We start from the raw sequence: 16,219 nt of genomic DNA, 5'->3' as shown, positions 1-16,219 counted from the left end.
GCGCCGGGATGCCGTACCGTGAGAGACGGTTCGCGAGACCACGAACCGAGAATGTCCGCTGCGAGCGAGCACAGCGCCCGGATGACGGGTAGCGTCGGAGACAACGGTCGTCAGCCGTCGCCAGCGCTGCGGCCCGTGTGCACGAGAGGGAGGCGAAGCCCGATGAGCGAGATGCGCGTCGTCGGAGTGCGGGTCGAGTTGCCCGCCAATCAGCCGATCTTGTTGCTGCGGGAGACCGAGGGCGAGCGGTACCTGCCGATCTGGATCGGCTCGGTCGAAGCCACCGCGATCGCCCTGGAACAGCAAGGCGTCCGGCCCGCCCGGCCGCTCACCCACGATCTGCTCAAAGAGGTCATCGGCGCGCTCGGCCGCGAGCTCGAGCAGGTCGTCATCACCGACCTCAAAGAAGGCACCTTCTTCGCCGAACTCGTCTTCGACGGCGACATCCGCGTTTCGGCCCGCCCGAGCGATTCGGTCGCGCTGGCGCTGCGGATCGGCGTCCCGATCCACGCGGTCGACGCGGTGCTCGAAGAGGCCGGCCTGATCATCCCGGACGAGCAGGAGGACGAGGTCGAGAAGTTCCGCGAGTTCCTCGACTCCGTCTCCCCGGAAGACTTCCGCGGCGCCGACACCTGAGGCGCCCCCGCCCGGCGGTTTCCCGCCGGGCGCGAGCTCATCGCGCGGTGGCGCGGGCGAACAGGTCGGCCAGCTCCCGGCCGTAGCGGTCCAGGTCCACCTCCGGATTCGCGGCGTAAGCGGCCGCGACCCCGTCGATGGCCTGCGCGATCGACAGCGCCACGATCTCCGGCGAAATGTCGCCGAACGCCCCCTCCTTGCGGCCCTGGTCCAGCTGCCGCTGCAGCGCGCCGGTGCGCAATTGCCCGACCATGACGCCGGTCATCGCCCAGCCGTCTCGGTCGTCGGCGTGCGCGGCCATCTCGACCAGCACCCGCTCGCATTGCGGGTAGTCGCGCAGGAACGCGACCGAGGTTTCGATGTACGCGCGCAGGTTCGCCGGCCGGTCCGCCGGGTCGACGCCCTCGCTGCGCTGGCGCAGGTATTCCGATTTGGTCTCGGACACCGTGCTCAGCACCGCCTGCATGAGGCCGGCCTTGTTGGTGAAGTGGTACGAGATCAGCCGGGTGCTGCTGAGCCCGGCCCGCTCCTTGATGCGCGCGAAGGTGGTGCGCGCGTACCCGTGGTCGGCGATCGTCGCGATGGTCGCGCCGATGATCTGCGCCCGGGTGGTGGCCTCGGTGACGCTGAGGCCGAGTTCGGCTTGCGTGTCGATGTTTACTTGCATGAGTAACAAGTTATCCGGCTGAGTAAAAAATGTCAATCCCGTACGGCGAACGGGCCAAAGCCTCGACACGGCCTTGAGGTCCGCCGCGCGTCGCGTTGACCGGCTCGCGGCGCAGCCTTACCGTCAAAGGCGGTAAATCGCCACGATGTGATTCGCCGACCCGGCGCGCTCGTGGCAGTTTTCCCCGGCCGATCCCGATCCTGGGCTCGACCGGCCTGTCGAACGCCCTGCCGCGAGGCCGGGCGAGGGGAGGCTTGCGGTGGTCGAGGCTGGTCGTCCGGAGATACCTGCCGGACCTGTCGCCGACGGCGAGCAGGGCGAGCTGTTCCCCGACGCCTCGCTGCCCGACGAGCTGGTCGGCTACCGCGGTCCCGCGGCCTGCCAGATCGCCGGGATCACCTACCGTCAGCTGGACTACTGGGCGCGCACGAAGCTGGTCGCGCCCAGCATCCGGACGGCGCACGGTTCGGGGTCGCAGCGGCTGTACTCGTTCAAGGACATCCTGGTCCTCAAGGTCGTGAAACGCCTGCTGGACACCGGGGTCTCGCTGCAGAACATCCGCGTCGCGGTGGACCACCTGCGCGTGCGCGGGGTGCGGGACCTGGCGAAGGTCACGCTGTTCTCCGACGGCACCACGGTGTACGAATGCACCTCGCCGGAGGAGATCGTGGATCTGCTCCAGGGCGGCCAGGGCGTGTTCGGCATCGCGGTCAGCGGGGCGATGCAGGAGATCAGCGGCACGATCCACGAGTTCCCGGCCGAGCGCGCCGACGGCGGTCTCGTCGAGGCCGTCGTGCCGGACGAGCTGACCCAGCGCCGCAACGCCCGCCGCACCGGCTGATCTTCCCCCGCGCTAGACTGGGCGCGCGATCGACGATCCCGCGCGGGAGAGACCGGACCGGCATCCCCGGACCGGCGCCGAAGGAGCAAGTCCTCCCCGGAACCTCTCAGGCACCCTGGACCGCGCGGACGAGACGCCTCTGGAAAGCGCATCGGCAGGAGACCACCAGCCGGTGCCGCCGACGGTGCAAGCCCGGGTATCCACGCGGGTGAAACTCTCAGGCGCCCCTCGGGGTACGGACAGAGTGGGGAGGGCCTTCTTCGCGTGCTCGCCGGTGAGGTTCAGACCTCACGGGTGGTCTGAACCTCGTGCATGTGGTCAAGACCACATCCCGGCGTTTTCCTCGGGTCAGCCCGGAATCTTGTCCAGGAAGCCGTGCACCTTGGCGATCCGGCCGTCGGCGATCTCCACGACGTCGAACCCGATCGCGATCGGCTCGGGGTTGCCCGGGGCCGACAGGTGCCACTGGAACCGCGCGAGATCGTGGTGCGCGTCCGGCTCCGCGGGCAGGCTGAAGACCAGTCCGGCGAACTGCGCCTGCGCGCCGCCGATGAACCCGTCGATCTCGTCCTGTCCGGCGACCGCGCCGAGCGGATCGGTGTAGGTCGCGCCCGGCGCGAAGACCTCCGAGACGAGCTGGCGCCGCCGCTGCGGGTCGGTCTCGTTCCAGACGTCGAGGTAGCGGCGGGCGATGGCGGCGGCGGTCGGGGCGGTGGTGGTCATTTCGAGGTTCTCCTTGCGTCGTACCGTTTTCGGTAGGGCCAAGCCTGTCGGAGGAACGGCGGCTGGTCGATTACGCGGGAGGTAATCGGTTCGCCGTGCTAAACCGGGGCATGGACTACGGCCGCCTGCCGATCGACCGGCAATTGGGGAAATTCCGCGAGATCGTGACGCGCAACGAGATGGTGCCGGAGGTGCTCGCCCGCGCGGCGGAGCTGGCTCTTCCCGGCTGGTACCTGACGGCGGGCTGCCTGTGCCAGACCGTGTGGAACGTGGTGACCGGACGCCCGCCCGCCGAGGGCATCAAGGACTACGACCTGTTCTACTTCGACGACTCGGATCTCAGCTGGGAAGCGGAGAACTCGGTCATCGAGGAGGGCGTCCGGAGGTTCGGGGATCTCCCGGTCACGGTGGAAATCCGGAACGAGGCGCGGGTGCATCTCTGGTACGAGGACCGCTTCGGCGTGCCCTGCGCGCCCTACCCGTCTACCGAGGCGGCCATCGACTCCTTTCCGTCCACGACGCCGTGTCTCGGGATTCGGCTGGACAGCGAAGGGGCGTGGCAGGTCTACGCGCCGCACGGGTTCGCTGACATGTTCAACCTCGTCGTGCGGCCCAATCCCGGGCACGCGCCGCGGAGCAGTTACGAGGCGAAAGCCCGGCGGTGGCAAGAACAATGGCCGACGTTGACCGTCCTGCCGTGGCCCAGTTGACGCGTGCCTCGGGTGCGGCGTACTTTCGATACGAAACGGTAGCGTATCGAAAGTAGGTTCGGGTGTCGGACTCGCCAGTCGTGGGCAGACCTCGCGATGCCCGTCGGGGCCTCGCGATTCAGGAAGCAGCCTTGGCGGTGCTGGCTGAGGTCGGCTACGACCAGTTGTCCATCGAGGCGATCGCGGCGCGGGCGGGCGTGGCGAAGACGACGATTTACCGCCGGTACCGCGACAAAGCGGCCCTCGTCGCGGCGGCGGTGGAGCAGCGGCAAGGTTCTGCTCCGCCCGAACCCGTCGCCGGGGGATTGCGGGAGAACCTGCTGGCCGTCGTGGGTTGGCTGGCGCGCGAGATCGAAGAGCAGGAGATCGGACTGCTGGGCGCGCTGTTCGCGGGCATGCGCGGCGATGCCCGGCTCGCCGACGAGATGCGCCGGATCCTGCGCCGGGACCAAGCCGCGATGACGGATCGGCTGCCGGGCGAGGAGCTGGCGCCGGGCGCGGCCGAGTTGTTCGCCGAGGTCGCGCCCGCGGTGATCGTGCACCGGATCGTCTTCGCCGGAGAGCGGTGCGACGAGCGGTTCGTGCGACACCTCGTCGACGACATCCTGCTTCCCTTGCTGCGGAAAGGAATCCAGTCATGATCGTGATCACGGGGGCGACCGGTGCGCTCAACGGGGCGACCGTGGAGCATCTCCTCAAGCGCGTCCCGGCGGAGCGGATCGGCGTGTCCGTCCGGGATGTCGCGAAGGCGCAGCACTTCGCCGAGCGGGGCGTGCGGGTGCGGCAGGGTTCCTACGAGGATCCGGCGGCGCTGCGGAATTCCTTTGCGGGAGCCGAAAAAGTGCTTCTCGTTTCCTCAAATGACCCGCACACGGACGGGGCGAGCTTGCATCGCGCGGGCATCGAGGCGGCGGTAGCGGCTGGGGCGCAACGGATTCTGTATACCAGTCACCAGAATTCCCGGATGGACACTCCTTTCCCGCCGGGGCCGGAGCATGCCGCGACCGAACAGATTCTCGCCGAGTCGGGCGTCGCGTGGACGGCGCTGCGCAACGGGTTTTATGCGCACAGCCTAGGTTGGCTGCTCGGGAACTGGCGGGAGACCGGGATGATCTCGGCACCGGCGGACGGGCCGGTTTCCTGGACCGATCGTGCCGACGTCGCCGAAGCGGCGGCGGTCGTTCTGGCCGGGGACAGGGCGTTCGACGGTCCGGTGACTTTGACCGCGCGACAGGCGGTGACGTTCGACGACGTTGCCGAGATCGCCTCGCGGGTCAACGGACGCGAGGTGAAGCGCGTGGTCGTGGACGACGAGCAGTGGATCGCGGGCGAGCCAGGGGAGATGGCGCGCCTGAAGCTCACGATGTTCCAGGCGGCCCGTCAAGGTCACTTCGCCGAGACAAGCCCGGTGCTGGCCGAGCTTCTCGGACGCGAACCGAGCGCCATCACGCTGTAGACCCGAAAAACTCCCGGCAGAAGGTCCGGAACGTTTCCGCGCGCCGCGTCAGCCGCGCACCCTCCGCGCGGGCCAGCACGACCGGCGTCGTCGGAACCCGCTCGCGCAACGGACGCACGGCGAATGGCGTGCCTTCGACGGAAAGCTCCAACGGCGGTCGCTGCACGGAGAGCGTGTAGCCGAGCCCTCGCGCGACCAATGCCCGCGCGAGTTCGAAGCTCGTCGTGCGGTGTGCGACCGGCATCGGAAGTCCGACGGAGGCGAACACGTCGCGGAAATAGCGTTCCGACGGCGGTACGTCCAGCAGGACGAACGGCTCGTCGGCCAAGGCGCGCAACGAAACCGTCTTGCGGCGCGCCAGGGGATGGTCCGGCGGGAGGAGCACGCTCGGCGGCTGGTCGTACAGTTGGTCCACCGCGATTCCCGGCACGAGGTCTTGCCGGTACAGCACGGCCAGGTCGCAGCGGCCCTCCAGCAGGAGATGCTGCAGGTCGGGCAGGGTGCCTTCGACGAACGTGACGTCGACTTCCGGGTGCCGGGTGCGGAAGGTCGCCAGCGCGGCGGGCACGTGCAGCGGTGCGAGGGGGGTGTAGCAGCCGAAACTCAGGCGTCCGGCGAGGTCTTGGCCGTAGTCGCGGGCCGTGGTGCCGAGTTCGGCGACGGAGGTGAGCACCGCGCGGGCCTCGCCGACGACCTGGCGGCCGGCGTCGGTCAGCGCGGTCGTCCGGCCGGGGCCGCGAAGGATGAGCTGCACGCCCAAAGTCCGTTCCAGCGAAGCGATCGCCAGCGACACCGCCGACTGCGATACGTGGCAGCTGTCCGCCGCGGCGGTGAGACCGCCGGTGTCCGCGACCGCGACCAGATACTCGAGCTGGCGCAACGAGGGAGACATGAGCTCACCTTATGTCCTTCACCAGAAATGTGAACTGGACCGATGACCGCCGACGCGGCAGGGTCGGAGCATGACCCGGCACCAGCACCCGTTCGTCCCGTACGCGCCGCCCCGGCTGTCCCCGAAGGAAAGCCTCGCGCGCGGGCAGGAGCTGTACCGGCTGCTCGACCAGCGCCGGTCGGTCCGCTGGTTCTCGCCGGACCCGGTGCCGCTCGAAGCGATCGAGACCGCGGTGCGGATCGCGAACACCGCGCCGAGCGGCGCGCACCACCAGCCGTGGACGTTCGTCGCGACGGCTGACCCGGACGTGAAACGCGCGGTGCGCGAGGCGGCCGAGATCGAGGAACGGAAGTTCTATCGGGAGCGCGACGCGCCGGACTGGCACGCGGCGCTCGCCCGGCTCGAAACCGACGAGCACAAGGAGTTCCTCGAGGTCGCGCCGTGGCTGGTGGTCGCGTTCGCGCAGAAGAGCACGCCGCTGCCGGACGGTTCGCTGCGGAAGAACTACTACGTCAACGAGAGCGTCGGCATCGCGTGCGGCATGTTCATCACCGCGCTGCACACGATGGGCCTCGCGACGCTCACCCACACCCCGAACCCGATGGGCTTCCTCAACGAGGTCTTCGAGCGCCCGGCCACCGAACGGCCGTACATCCTGTTCCCGGTCGGCTATCCCGCGCCGGACTGCGAGGTGCCCGACCTCGACCGCAAACCGCTCGGCGAGGCGCTGGTGGTGCACGCGCCGTTACCTCGGGGGTAATGGTCCCCCGGCCGGCGACGCCGTAGCGTCGGACGGGTGACGACTACGGTGAAGGCCCCGGTCGGCGAACTGCTCCGGGAATGGCGCGACCGCCGCCGCATCAGCCAGCTCGACCTCGCGATCTCGGCGGACATCTCGACGCGCCACCTGAGCTTCGTGGAGACCGGAAGGTCCAAGCCGAGCCGGGACATGGTGCTGCGGCTGGGCGAGCACCTCGACATCCCGCTGCGGGAACGGAACCGCCTGCTGCTCGCCGCGGGCTACGCACCGGCCTACGGCGAGTCCGACATCGGAGCGCCGGAGATGACCGTGGTCCGCGAAGCCGTCCGGCGCCTCCTCGCCGGACACGACCCGTACCCGGCGGCAGTGGTCGACCGCGGCTGGAACCTGGTCGACGCCAACCTGAGTCTTGGCGTGCTCACCGAAGGCATCGCACCGGACCTGCTGACCGGGCCGGTGAACGTCCTGCGCGCGACGCTGCACCCGGACGGGATGGCCCCGCGGGTGCTCAACCTGGGGGAGTGGCGGGCGCATCTGCTGGGGCGGTTGCGGCGTCAGGTCGAGCAGACCGCGGATGCCGGGCTCGCGGAGCTGCTGGAGGAGCTGCGGGGCTATCCGTGCGAGGACGAGGTTCCGGAGGTCGAGGTTCCCGGGCCGGGCGACATTTTCGTGCCGCTGCGGTACCGGCAGGGGGATCTGGAGCTGACGTTCTTCAGCACGGTGGCGACTTTCGGGACTCCGTTGGACGTCACGGTCGCGGAGCTGGTGATCGAGTCGTTCTATCCGGCCGATCCGGCTACGGCGGCTTTCTTGCGCGAGCGCGTGACCGGCTGAGCGCCGTTACGATCGGGGCATGCGGGCGTTCGTGGTGACCGGACCGGGGGAGGCTGGTCCGGCCGAGGTGCCGGAGCCGGTCGCCAGGGTCGGCGAGGTGGTCGTCGACGTGGAACGGGCCGGAGTCTGCGGCACGGACGTCGAATTCTTCACCGGCGACATGCAGTACCTCGCCGACGGCCACGCCCGGTACCCGATGCGGCTCGGCCACGAATGGTGCGGCACGGTGTCCGAGGCCGGACCCGGCGTGCACCCGGCGTGGGTCGGCCGCCGCGTCACCGGCGACACGATGCTCGGCTGCGGGGACTGCCGACGCTGCCGGGGCGGCCACCAGCACGTCTGCGAGAACCGGCAGGAGGTCGGCATCCGCGGCGGCCGGGCCGGGGCGCTGGCCGAACGTCTCGCCGTGCCGGTGCGCTCGCTGCACGAACTGCCGGACGCGCTGGATCCCGTCGCCGGCGCGCTGGTCGAACCGGGCGGCAACGCGTGTCGCGCGGCGCGGGCGGCGGCGGGGGAGCGCGTGCTGGTTCTCGGGCCGGGGACGATCGGGTTGCTCACCGCGCTGTTCCTCCAGGCCGCGGGCAGCGAGGTGCATCTCGTGGGCGCGACGCCGTGGTCGGTGGAATTCGCGCGTGGCTTGGGTTTCTCGGCTGGCACCAGCGTTCCGGAGCCGCCCTTCGACGCGGTCGTGGACGCCACCGGCGATCCCGCGGCACCGGCACTCGCCGCCGAGGTGGTCGAACCGGCGGGGCGGGTCGTCTACATCGGACTCGCGGGGCGGCCGAGCCTGCTCGACACGCGGGCGTTGGCGCTCAAGGACGTTACGGCGATCGGCGTGCTGAGCGGATCGCCCGGATTGGCGCAGGCGATCGACGCTTACGCTTCCGGCGAAGTCGATCCGCGGCCGTTGGTGGCGGCGACGGTCGGGCTGGCCGAGGTCGCGGCGGTGCTGGGCGGGGAACGGCCGCCGGGCGCGCCGAAGATCCACGTCGACCCGCGCCGGTAACCAGGTTGCTTGGCGGGCGCGGAAACGAGAGGGTCGGGGCATGAGCGCCGACCTGACTTTCCGCCAGCCGACCGAAGCCGACCACGCCCGCGTGCTTGCCGCGCTGGGCCCGTGGTGGGGCGGGCTGAAGGGCGAAGCCGGTGCGCGGGAGCGGGCGTCGCTGGTGCCGCGCCTGTACTTCCAGCACTTCACCACGTACAGCCGCCTGGCCGAGCGTCCGGACGGGACGCTCGCGGCGTTCCTGATCGGCTTCGTCTCGCAGACCGACCCGTCCGTCGCGTACATCCACTTCGTCGGCGTCGACCCGCAGTTGCACGGGCAGGGGATCGGCCGGTCGTTGTACGAATGGTTCTTCGGCCAGGTGCGGGAATCGGGAGTACTGAAGGTCAAGTGCATCACGAGCCCGCAGAACACCGGCTCCCGCGCCTACCACGCCCGGCTCGGGTTCGAGGTGTCCGAGGTGCTGCCGGACTACGACGGGCCTGGGCTGGACCGGGTCGCGTTCACTCGCAGCCTGGCCGCGGAACCAGCCTGACGGTGCTGCCGGGCTCTCACTCCGCTTTGAGCGGTTCGAGGAAGCCCGCGACGGCGGCGGAGACCTCCGCGGGCGCGAGTTCGGCCATGTGGTGCCCGGAGTCGATGCCGTGCCCGCGGACGTCCTCGGCCCAGTCCCGCCAGATGCGCAGGGGATCGCCGTAGAGGTCTTCCAAGTCGTCGCGCAGGGACCACAGGACGAGCGCCGACTGCTTGAGCATGCGGCCGACGGCGCGGTCGGCGAGTTCGTCGCGGTAGTCCGCGGTGAGACCGGCGCGGTAGTCCTCGAGCATGCCGCGGACGACTTCCGGGTCCCGCATCGCCGCGCGCCATTCGGCGTGGTTCTCGCTGCCCATCTTTTCCGGATCGCCTCGATACCACGAGTCGGGGTCGGCGTTGATCACGCGCTCCGGGGTTTCGGGCTGGGCGAAGAAGAACCAGTGCCACCACGCGGTCGCGAACCGCGGGGTGATCCGGCCGAGGTGCTCGCTGATCGGCAGGCAGTCGGCCAGCACCGCCCGGAGCACCCGGTCCGGATGGTCGAGCGCCATGCGGAGGGCGAGATAGCTGCCCCGGTCGTGCCCGACCACGGCGAACTGTTCGTGGCCGAGCGTGCGCATCACCGCGAGCAGCCGATGCGCGTTCGCCCGTTTGGAATGCGGCTCGTGGTCGTCGGCGGGTTCCGGCTTCCCGGACCGGCCGTATCCGGGAAGGTCGGCGCACACGACCGTGAACCCGCGCTCCGCCAACCGGGGCGCGACCCAATGCCAGGTCGCCGAGGTGCGGGGATGTCCGTGCAACAGCAACACCGGCGGGCCGCTTCCCCCGTGCCGCACGAAAACGGGGCAACCGGCGCCGTCCACCGTCTCGGTCGTAAAACCATCGAACATGAATTCACTTTCCCCGGGTTCCCCTGCGGCGCGCCGTGACCGCGTCGGCGACCGGTCTTGTTCCGCTGTGCGGCAAACGGTTCCGGCGGTGCTCAAGAGCCCGGGGCAGCCCGTGTTCTCGGCCGCCGGATGAGGATGTCGTGCCCCGCAGGGGCAATCGCGCCGTGGTCAGCGGGCTTCGATGACGGTCCGGAACTGCTCGGCGGCCCGCTCGACCTTCTTCTGCGGGTCGGCCAGCAGCGACGCGACCGCTTCGCCCAGTTTGCCCGCCGGGGGTTCGTACTCGAGGGAGATCTCGACGCCGGTGCGGCCGTCGCCCTTGTCGTCGAACCGGACGACGCCGGAGTTGCGCACGTCCGGGTCCGCGTCGTCCACAGTGGTCCACGCGATTTTGCGCGGCGGCGAGTCCTCGGCGATCCGGGCCTCCCATTCCACTGTGGACGACGCCGGGCCGTCGACCTTCCAGCGGGTGCGCGTCTCGTCGCCGTCCACCGGCTCGACTGACCGGACGTCGGAGAACAGTTCCGGCAGCCGCGTCAGGGGCCGCCACCAGTCGTAGCAGGACTGGGCGGGGGCGTTGACTTCGAGGTAATGCGCTGCGGCAGCCATGGGGCCTTTCCTTGGAGATTTCGCGGAGTCTTGCCGAGCTCTCCGGCTACCCGGCCGGGCGGGGGAGCAAACGCGCCGGGCGAGTGCCCAGCGTGCCGCGCTTCCGCGGAACGCCGTGCCGGGTAGGCTTTTTCTTCGGTCGTTAAACAGGCAGCGTCCACCACCCGCTGGTCGCGGCGTGCCCTGCGCCCGGTCCAGCCCGCTCCGAGGAGTGCGTGTGGCTGCCGCCGAGTGCCGAACACGTTGTACAGACCAGTCCGACCCGGGCATCGCGGGCTCCGGCTCCGCGGGAAACGCGGGCGTGCGGCAGCCGTGACCGACCTGAAGATCATCCCTCGGCAGGTCGGGGACGCAGTGGTGCTGACCTTGCCGGGCCGGCTGGCGGCGACCAGTCCCGCCCAGATCGCCGAGGCACTGCACAGCGCGGGCGGCGGCGTCGCGCCCGGAACGCGCCTCGTGATCGATCTGCGGAGCGTCGGCTCGTTGCCCGGCTGGCTGGCGCGGACGCTGGTCTCGTTCGCTCGCGCTCGCGATTGCGTGCTGGTGGCGGACCCGGAGCAGGCCGAGTCCGTTGTAGACGGTCCTGGTCCCGCCGTCCGGCAGGCAGCCTCGCTGGGGGAGGCGCTCGCCGAGCCCGGCGGCGTGCGGCAGCCGTTCCCGGCGAGCGGCGCGGTGAGTTCGCTGGCGTTCGACAGCGACGATCTCGGCCGCACCGAGGCGTTCCTGAGCAGCGCGTACGCGCCGATGCGGATCGGCAGCGACACCGGGCACGCGGGCACGCGCATCAGCAGGCACTCAGTGGACGGGCTGAGTGCCGACCGGCTCGATCTGTCGTTCGAGATGAGCTACGACGTCGAGCCGCTGGGAACCATCTGCCTGTGCGACGTCGAATCGGGCACGATCGAGGACCATCGGGTGGACGGCTGGGCGGAAACGGAAGCGTTCGGCCCGGGGGATCTGGTGTCCTTTTCGCCGCCGGATCGGCCGTACACCGGACGGGTCGCGCGCGCCAAGTACAGCATCACGATGTTCGATCCGGCTCTGCTGAGCCAGGCGGCGGGTGTCGACGGGCCGGTGCGGTTGCTCGGCCACCGGCCGGTCGAGGCCGGCGCCGCCCAGCATCTGCGGTCTGCCATCGCGCACCTGCGCGACGACGTCCTCGGAGTGCCCGGTGTCGGGGAGAATCCGCTTGTCGTGGCGGCGGTGTCGCGCTACCTCGCCGTGGCCGTGCTGAACGCGTTCCCGCACACGGCGTCCGGCGAGCGGGCCGGAGACGGGCTCGACGCCCATTCGCGGACGCTCCGCCGCGCGATCGCGTTCATCGAAGCCAACCTCGACCGGCCCGTCGACATCGCGGAGATCGCCGCAGCGGCGCGGGTCTCAGCCCGGGCGGTGCAGCTGGCCTTCCGAAGACACCTCGGCACCACTCCGATGGCCTACCTGCGCCGAGCCCGTCTCGACCGCGCCCGGGCAGAACTGCGCACCGCGATGCCAGAGCAGGACACCGTCGCCAGGATCGCCGCCCGATGGGGCTACACCTCCAGCGTGTTCGCCGCGCACTACCGGGCTGCCTACGGCGAGCCGCCGTCAGCGACGCTGCACCGGGAAGCAGGCCCGCGACTTCGTTCTTCCGGCAGCCGGAGTTTCGTCCGGACGGGGAGCGAGCAGAGAAGCGAAAACGGTGCGGCGAAAACGAACACGCCAGCTCCCGGCCGGGAGAGCGCCGCGCCGGACGCCGGGTCTGCCCCGCCGTCGAGCGAGCCGGACCTGGCTGCCCTGGGCGAGTTGGCATCGCTGACGAGGATGTCCGTGAGGTCCGTGACCGACGCGGTGCAAAAGGTCGTCGACGTGGCCGCGGCGGTGGTCGAGGACGCGGACCTGGTCAGCGTCACGGTGCTCGCGCCCGACGGCCGGTTCAGCACCGCGGCGCGGACCGGCAAGGCCGCCGCCGAACTCGACCGGATTCAACATCGCCGCGGAGAAGGCCCCTGCGTGGAAGCGGCCCGCGCGGACGGTCCGGGCTGGGTCGTCAGCTCGGACTTGACCGCTGAGACCCGGTGGCCCCGGTTCACCGCCGCCGCGACCGCACTCGGCTGCCGCTCCGTGTTTTCCGCGCCGCTCCCGCCTGGAGCCGGCCCAGACCGGCTGGCGGGAGCGCTGACCGTTTACTCCCGCAGCCCGGACAGCCTGACCGAGTCCGATCGCCGCGCCGTGCTGCTGCTGGCGACGCACGCGTCGCTGGCACTGGCGAACACGCAGCTGAGGAGGACGGCCGAGGTGCGCCGCGCCCAGTTCGCGCGTGCCGTCGACACTCGGGACGTCATCGGACAGGCCAAGGGCATCCTGATGAACCGGGAGGGCCTCACCGCCGACGAAGCGTTCGACCTGTTGCGCCGGATGTCCCAGGAGCTGAACGTGAAGCTGGTCGATTTGGCGCGCACTCTCACCGGGCGGCACGGGGAACTCGACGAGAGGTGACCGGCGCCCGCTGCGGCAAGGCGAACGTGGTCAGGAATCTCGGTTCTGCTGTGCGTTCTCGGCCGCCGACCCGGTGAAATGGGCCAGGAGGTTCGTGCGCCTGAGCAGCCGGTCGAGTTCCGGCGACCGGTTGTCCAGCTGCAGCGCGGCACCGGCTGAGCGGACCAGCCGGTCGACCATCAGCAGGGCGGCCAGACCCGACGAGTCGCAAAAGGACAGTCCGCCGCAGTCGAGGCGGACGGAGCGGCAATCCGGTTGCGCGGCCAGCATTTCCCGGGCGGCGCGGACGAGTGCGGGCTGGCTGTCGTAGTCGAGTTCGCCGGTCACGGTCAAGCGCGCGACCCCCGGGTACGGCATGCTCCACGTGCAGGCGAGCGGGTGCGGCGGCATCATGCCCGGCTTTCGGGATCGAGGTCGCCGGCCGCGCGGACGAGGGTGGCGCGGGCCCGGGGGAAGTCCCGCAGCTCCTCGCCGAGGACGTCCAGCGCGGGCGTCAGGTATCCGGCCGGGACGCCGCGGGCGGCGAGGATGTCGGCGGTCCAGCGCAGGAAACCCGTGAACAGCCCGGGATCGTCGACGTAGACCGACGTCTTGAGGTAGTCGACGATGCTCGCCAGGTCCTCGACGGTGTGCTGCAGCTGGAGTTCGTCGTAGCGGGCCACCGCGGGGACCCGTTCGCGCAGCCCGGCGAGCGCGGCCTTCACGAGCTGGGGCGAGGTCCGCGAGATCATGGTGTATTCCTGGTCGAGCAGGTGCGGCAGATCGTCCACGGCCTGGTGTGCGCCGCGAGGTGCGCCTAGCGGATTCCCGGCCAGCAGGTCCGCGGCGGCGCGAGCGTCGGGCGCCCAGGCGTCGGCGCCGAACAGTCGGGCGTAGCGGCCGTCCGTTCCGAACGCGGCACCGCCCGCGATGACCGGGACGCCGGCGGCTTGGCACGCGGTGATCGTCGCGTGCGCCGCGGGCAGCCGCGTCGGGATCGAGCCGGACAGCGCGACGGCGTCCGGGCCGGTGCGGTGCACGTCGGCGATGAGGTGCGACGCCGGGACTTGCGCCCCGAGGTAGTCGACCCGGAACCCGCGCGACCGCAGCACCTCGGCCAGCAGCCGTGCGGGCAGCGCGTGCCATTCCCCGTCCACGCAGGCGACGGTCACCCGGGCGAGCGGGGGACGGGACGCCGGGCCGGAGGCGAGGCTCACGGCAGCGACCACCCGGTCGTTGATCGCGGTGACGGCATGTTCCCTGGTCACGGTCAGCCGGTTGGCCGCCCACTCCTCGCCGACTCTCCGCTGTACCGCGCCGATCACGTCGAGCAGGACGGTTTCGGTGTCCATCCCGGACTCGAGAGCCCGGAGCGCGATGCCGCCCGCCGCGTGCTCGTCGCCGTCGGCGGCCGCGGTCCAGAGCTGGTCGGCGACGTCCGCGACGGACAGCGACGGGTCGGTGCGAGGCTTGCTCGAGGCGGTCATGCGGCGGTGTACCTGCCTCGGCCCGAGCCGCCGACCGCCGACAGGTGCTGACCGCGAGGCGCGGCGATCACGACGACAGCCATGTCGTCGTGCTCGCGTTCGCGAGCCCATTCGGCCGCGAGCATGTGGACGTGCTCGGCGATCGCCTCCGCGGGCATGCCGGCGCACCGGGTCAGTGCCTCGTGCAGGCGCTCCTCGCCGAACATCTGATCGCCCAGCGGACCTCCGCGCGCCTCGGTGATGCCGTCGGTGTAGAGCAGGCACGCCTCGCCGGGCTCCAGCGTGACTTCGACCGTTGTCGTGTCGATCTCGGGCAGCACGCCGACCACGGTGCCGACCGTCTCCACGACCTCGACCGCCCCGCTCGCGCGGACGATCAGCGGCGGCAGGTGACCCGCGCAGGTCAGCCGCAACCGCAGGCCAGCGGCCAGCTGCGACACCGACGCGAGCGCGAGGGTGACGAAACGGGTGTGGTGGGAACTGAGCAGTGCGTCGTTGAGCATGCTGAGCACGCGATGGTGGTCCGAGGCCAGCGGCAGCAGGGCGTGCAGCGTGTTGCGGACCTTCCCGGTGAGCACCGCGGCCTCGACGCCTTTGCCGCACACATCGCCCAGCACCACGAGCGATTCCGGGCTGTCGCCCGCCGCCGGGTAGACGTCGTAGAAGTCGCCGCCGACCCGTTCCGAATCGAGCGCGGCGCGATACCGTCCCGCGAGCTCCGCGCCCGCGACCTCGTGCAGCACGGGCGGAAGCAGTTCGCGCATCAGCGTTTCGGTGATCGACGACTGCTGGGCGAACATCCGCGCGGCGGACATCGCCACCCCGGACCGGGCCGCGAACAACCGGGCGAAGATCTCCTCGTCCTCGCTGAACGCCGCGCGCTCGGCCTTCCGCAGGAGAACGAGCGCCCCGGCCGGGACGCCGTGGCCGGGCAAGGGCGTCACCACGATCGAGCCCACGTCGCCGAATCCCGGGGGGATCAGCCACGCCGGCGCGGACGCCGGGTCGATCCAGCGCGACGGGACTGGCGGAAACCCTTGCAGCGCCTCGGCGAGCCCGGGAACCTCGGCCAGGTCGGCGGCCAGTTCGATCTGCTCGGGTTCGCGGCCGCGCACGCAGAGCACCGCCGGAACGCGGCGCTCTGCGGCCGGAGTGATCAGGAGCGCGGCGTCGGCGAGGTGCTGCACGGCCAGCTTTCCGGCGACCTGCATGCACCGCTGCAGGTTCAGCGACCCCAGCAACGCGGTCGACGCCTCGGCCAGGAACTGCGCCCGCCGCCGCTCGGTGCGCAAAGCAGTCTCGGCGAGGCGCGCTTCGGTGTTTTCCGTCAGCCACCAAGTGACCGTTCCGTCATCGTGCGTTACCGGGTGCACCGCATAGCTGCGCTCCCAGCTGTCGTCGGCACCGCGTACGCCTTCGATGACGCCGTCGTGGAGGCCGACCGGCCAGCCGGTTATCGCCCCAGCGAGCACTACGCCCGGCGCAGCTTCCGGAAGCAGTTGCTCGGCCACGGCATTGCGCGCGACGACCCTGCCGCCGGCGTCAGTGACCAGCACGGGGCAGGGCGCTGAACTCCACCGCGATACGACGTCCGCGGAAAGGTCCGCCCGTTTCAGATCCGCCACGAGCGGTCATTCACCCCGTTTTCGTCCAAGAGGGCGGTCAGCGTCGCCGGCCGTCCTGAGAGCCAAGGCCCCGGATACCCGCCCGCGGCGGT

Annotated in this window: 18 protein-coding genes and 1 riboswitch; of the genes, 10 read left to right on the top strand and 8 right to left on the bottom strand. The window is 70.8% G+C overall.

Features of this window, described 5'->3' with window-relative positions; all coding sequences use genetic code 11:
- Positions 1-162 precede the first annotated feature (162 nt).
- Positions 163-636 carry a bifunctional nuclease family protein gene (locus tag ABZX37_RS00590; RefSeq protein WP_009078856.1) on the top strand — a complete coding sequence of 158 codons (474 nt, stop codon included), beginning with the start codon at positions 163-165 and terminating at the stop codon, positions 634-636.
- A 37-nt stretch (positions 637-673) separates the two neighbouring features.
- On the opposite strand, the gene ABZX37_RS00585 is transcribed toward ABZX37_RS00590, so the two are convergent.
- Entirely contained in the window at positions 674-1,303 is a 630-nt protein-coding gene (locus tag ABZX37_RS00585) for a TetR/AcrR family transcriptional regulator (RefSeq protein WP_354734846.1), read from the bottom strand.
- A gap of 259 nt (positions 1,304-1,562) precedes the next feature.
- On the opposite strand from ABZX37_RS00585, the gene ABZX37_RS00580 reads away from it, so the two are divergent.
- A complete protein-coding gene (locus ABZX37_RS00580) occupies positions 1,563-2,144 on the top strand; it encodes a MerR family transcriptional regulator (protein WP_009078853.1) in 582 nt (193 codons plus the stop codon).
- A gap of 33 nt (positions 2,145-2,177) precedes the next feature.
- Positions 2,178-2,277, top strand: a riboswitch (glycine riboswitch).
- A 215-nt stretch (positions 2,278-2,492) separates the two neighbouring features.
- Here ABZX37_RS00580 and ABZX37_RS00575 read toward each other — a convergent pair.
- Complete coding sequence (locus ABZX37_RS00575; protein WP_354734845.1) at positions 2,493-2,867, bottom strand: nuclear transport factor 2 family protein; 375 nt, start codon at positions 2,865-2,867, stop codon at positions 2,493-2,495.
- A 110-nt stretch (positions 2,868-2,977) separates the two neighbouring features.
- Here ABZX37_RS00575 and ABZX37_RS00570 point away from each other — a divergent pair, with 110 nt between their 5' ends.
- The 3 genes from ABZX37_RS00570 (at position 2,978) to ABZX37_RS00560 (ending at position 5,033) form a co-directional block, all read left to right on the top strand.
- Positions 2,978-3,577 carry a nucleotidyltransferase family protein gene (locus ABZX37_RS00570; RefSeq protein WP_354734844.1) on the top strand — a complete coding sequence of 200 codons (600 nt, stop codon included), beginning with the start codon at positions 2,978-2,980 and terminating at the stop codon, positions 3,575-3,577.
- 131 nt (positions 3,578-3,708) lie between these two features.
- Positions 3,709-4,218, top strand: a complete 510-nt coding sequence (locus ABZX37_RS00565; RefSeq protein ID WP_354734843.1) for a TetR/AcrR family transcriptional regulator — start codon at positions 3,709-3,711, stop codon at positions 4,216-4,218.
- Positions 4,215-5,033 (top strand): NmrA family NAD(P)-binding protein, encoded by an 819-nt coding sequence (locus ABZX37_RS00560; protein ID WP_354734842.1) that lies wholly within the window; start codon positions 4,215-4,217, stop codon positions 5,031-5,033. Before ABZX37_RS00565 ends, ABZX37_RS00560 begins: the two co-directional genes overlap by 4 nt.
- Here ABZX37_RS00560 and ABZX37_RS00555 read toward each other — a convergent pair.
- Positions 5,023-5,925 (bottom strand): LysR family transcriptional regulator, encoded by a 903-nt coding sequence (locus ABZX37_RS00555; protein WP_354734841.1) that lies wholly within the window; start codon positions 5,923-5,925, stop codon positions 5,023-5,025. The two genes, ABZX37_RS00560 and ABZX37_RS00555, sit on opposite strands and share 11 nt — an antisense overlap.
- Positions 5,926-5,995: 70 nt before the next feature.
- Between ABZX37_RS00555 and ABZX37_RS00550 the strand changes: the two genes are divergently transcribed.
- Genes ABZX37_RS00550 through ABZX37_RS00535 form a run of 4 tightly spaced genes read left to right on the top strand, consistent with a single transcriptional unit; the run spans position 5,996 to position 9,060 of the window.
- Positions 5,996-6,685 (top strand): nitroreductase family protein, encoded by a 690-nt coding sequence (locus ABZX37_RS00550; protein WP_354734840.1) that lies wholly within the window; start codon positions 5,996-5,998, stop codon positions 6,683-6,685.
- 36 nt (positions 6,686-6,721) lie between these two features.
- Entirely contained in the window at positions 6,722-7,519 is a 798-nt protein-coding gene (locus ABZX37_RS00545) for a helix-turn-helix transcriptional regulator (protein WP_354734839.1), read from the top strand.
- A gap of 19 nt (positions 7,520-7,538) precedes the next feature.
- A complete protein-coding gene (locus ABZX37_RS00540; protein WP_354734838.1) occupies positions 7,539-8,525 on the top strand; it encodes an alcohol dehydrogenase catalytic domain-containing protein in 987 nt (328 codons plus the stop codon).
- Between the two features lie 40 nt (positions 8,526-8,565).
- The gene (locus ABZX37_RS00535) at positions 8,566-9,060 is read left to right on the top strand and encodes a GNAT family N-acetyltransferase (RefSeq protein WP_354734837.1); all 495 of its coding nucleotides are present in this window, start codon (positions 8,566-8,568) and stop codon (positions 9,058-9,060) included.
- Positions 9,061-9,076: 16 nt separating this feature from the next.
- Here ABZX37_RS00535 and ABZX37_RS00530 read toward each other — a convergent pair whose 3' ends face one another.
- The gene (locus ABZX37_RS00530; protein ID WP_354734836.1) at positions 9,077-9,949 is read right to left on the bottom strand and encodes an alpha/beta hydrolase; all 873 of its coding nucleotides are present in this window, start codon (positions 9,947-9,949) and stop codon (positions 9,077-9,079) included.
- Positions 9,950-10,117: 168 nt separating this feature from the next.
- Positions 10,118-10,558, bottom strand: a complete 441-nt coding sequence (locus tag ABZX37_RS00525; protein WP_354734835.1) for an SRPBCC family protein — start codon at positions 10,556-10,558, stop codon at positions 10,118-10,120.
- A 312-nt stretch (positions 10,559-10,870) separates the two neighbouring features.
- On the opposite strand from ABZX37_RS00525, the gene ABZX37_RS00520 reads away from it, so the two are divergent.
- Entirely contained in the window at positions 10,871-13,036 is a 2,166-nt protein-coding gene (locus ABZX37_RS00520; RefSeq protein WP_354734834.1) for an ANTAR domain-containing protein, read from the top strand.
- Positions 13,037-13,066: 30 nt separating this feature from the next.
- Here the strand turns inward: ABZX37_RS00520 and ABZX37_RS00515 are convergent, their stop codons facing one another.
- From ABZX37_RS00515 to ABZX37_RS00505, 3 genes are read right to left on the bottom strand one after another with little or no spacing between them, the layout of a single operon-like run.
- A complete protein-coding gene (locus tag ABZX37_RS00515; RefSeq protein ID WP_354734833.1) occupies positions 13,067-13,429 on the bottom strand; it encodes an STAS domain-containing protein in 363 nt (120 codons plus the stop codon).
- Positions 13,426-14,502 carry a cobalamin-dependent protein gene (locus ABZX37_RS00510; RefSeq protein WP_354734832.1) on the bottom strand — a complete coding sequence of 359 codons (1,077 nt, stop codon included), beginning with the start codon at positions 14,500-14,502 and terminating at the stop codon, positions 13,426-13,428. Before ABZX37_RS00510 ends, ABZX37_RS00515 begins: the two co-directional genes overlap by 4 nt.
- Positions 14,499-16,058 carry a GAF domain-containing SpoIIE family protein phosphatase gene (locus tag ABZX37_RS00505; RefSeq protein WP_354734831.1) on the bottom strand — a complete coding sequence of 520 codons (1,560 nt, stop codon included), beginning with the start codon at positions 16,056-16,058 and terminating at the stop codon, positions 14,499-14,501. Before ABZX37_RS00505 ends, ABZX37_RS00510 begins: the two co-directional genes overlap by 4 nt.
- Positions 16,059-16,219 lie beyond the last annotated feature (161 nt).

This window comes from Amycolatopsis sp. NPDC004079, from assembly GCF_040610415.1.
Taxonomy (GTDB): Bacteria; Actinomycetota; Actinomycetes; order Mycobacteriales; family Pseudonocardiaceae; genus Amycolatopsis; species Amycolatopsis halotolerans.
Note: the sequence above shows the minus strand (reverse complement) of the source record. Positions and strands in the feature narration are given on the sequence as shown.

Coding starts and splice junctions, on each gene's coding strand:
- ABZX37_RS00590 (WP_009078856.1), top strand. CDS start 163: ATGAGCGAGATGCGCGTCGTCGGAGTGCGGGTCGAGTTGCCCGCCAAT.
- ABZX37_RS00585 (WP_354734846.1), bottom strand. CDS start 1,303: ATGCAAGTAAACATCGACACGCAAGCCGAACTCGGCCTCAGCGTCACC.
- ABZX37_RS00575 (WP_354734845.1), bottom strand. CDS start 2,867: ATGACCACCACCGCCCCGACCGCCGCCGCCATCGCCCGCCGCTACCTC.
- ABZX37_RS00570 (WP_354734844.1), top strand. CDS start 2,978: ATGGACTACGGCCGCCTGCCGATCGACCGGCAATTGGGGAAATTCCGC.
- ABZX37_RS00560 (WP_354734842.1), top strand. CDS start 4,215: ATGATCGTGATCACGGGGGCGACCGGTGCGCTCAACGGGGCGACCGTG.
- ABZX37_RS00555 (WP_354734841.1), bottom strand. CDS start 5,925: ATGTCTCCCTCGTTGCGCCAGCTCGAGTATCTGGTCGCGGTCGCGGAC.
- ABZX37_RS00550 (WP_354734840.1), top strand. CDS start 5,996: ATGACCCGGCACCAGCACCCGTTCGTCCCGTACGCGCCGCCCCGGCTG.
- ABZX37_RS00540 (WP_354734838.1), top strand. CDS start 7,539: ATGCGGGCGTTCGTGGTGACCGGACCGGGGGAGGCTGGTCCGGCCGAG.
- ABZX37_RS00535 (WP_354734837.1), top strand. CDS start 8,566: ATGAGCGCCGACCTGACTTTCCGCCAGCCGACCGAAGCCGACCACGCC.
- ABZX37_RS00530 (WP_354734836.1), bottom strand. CDS start 9,949: ATGTTCGATGGTTTTACGACCGAGACGGTGGACGGCGCCGGTTGCCCC.
- ABZX37_RS00525 (WP_354734835.1), bottom strand. CDS start 10,558: ATGGCTGCCGCAGCGCATTACCTCGAAGTCAACGCCCCCGCCCAGTCC.
- ABZX37_RS00515 (WP_354734833.1), bottom strand. CDS start 13,429: ATGATGCCGCCGCACCCGCTCGCCTGCACGTGGAGCATGCCGTACCCG.
- ABZX37_RS00510 (WP_354734832.1), bottom strand. CDS start 14,502: ATGACCGCCTCGAGCAAGCCTCGCACCGACCCGTCGCTGTCCGTCGCG.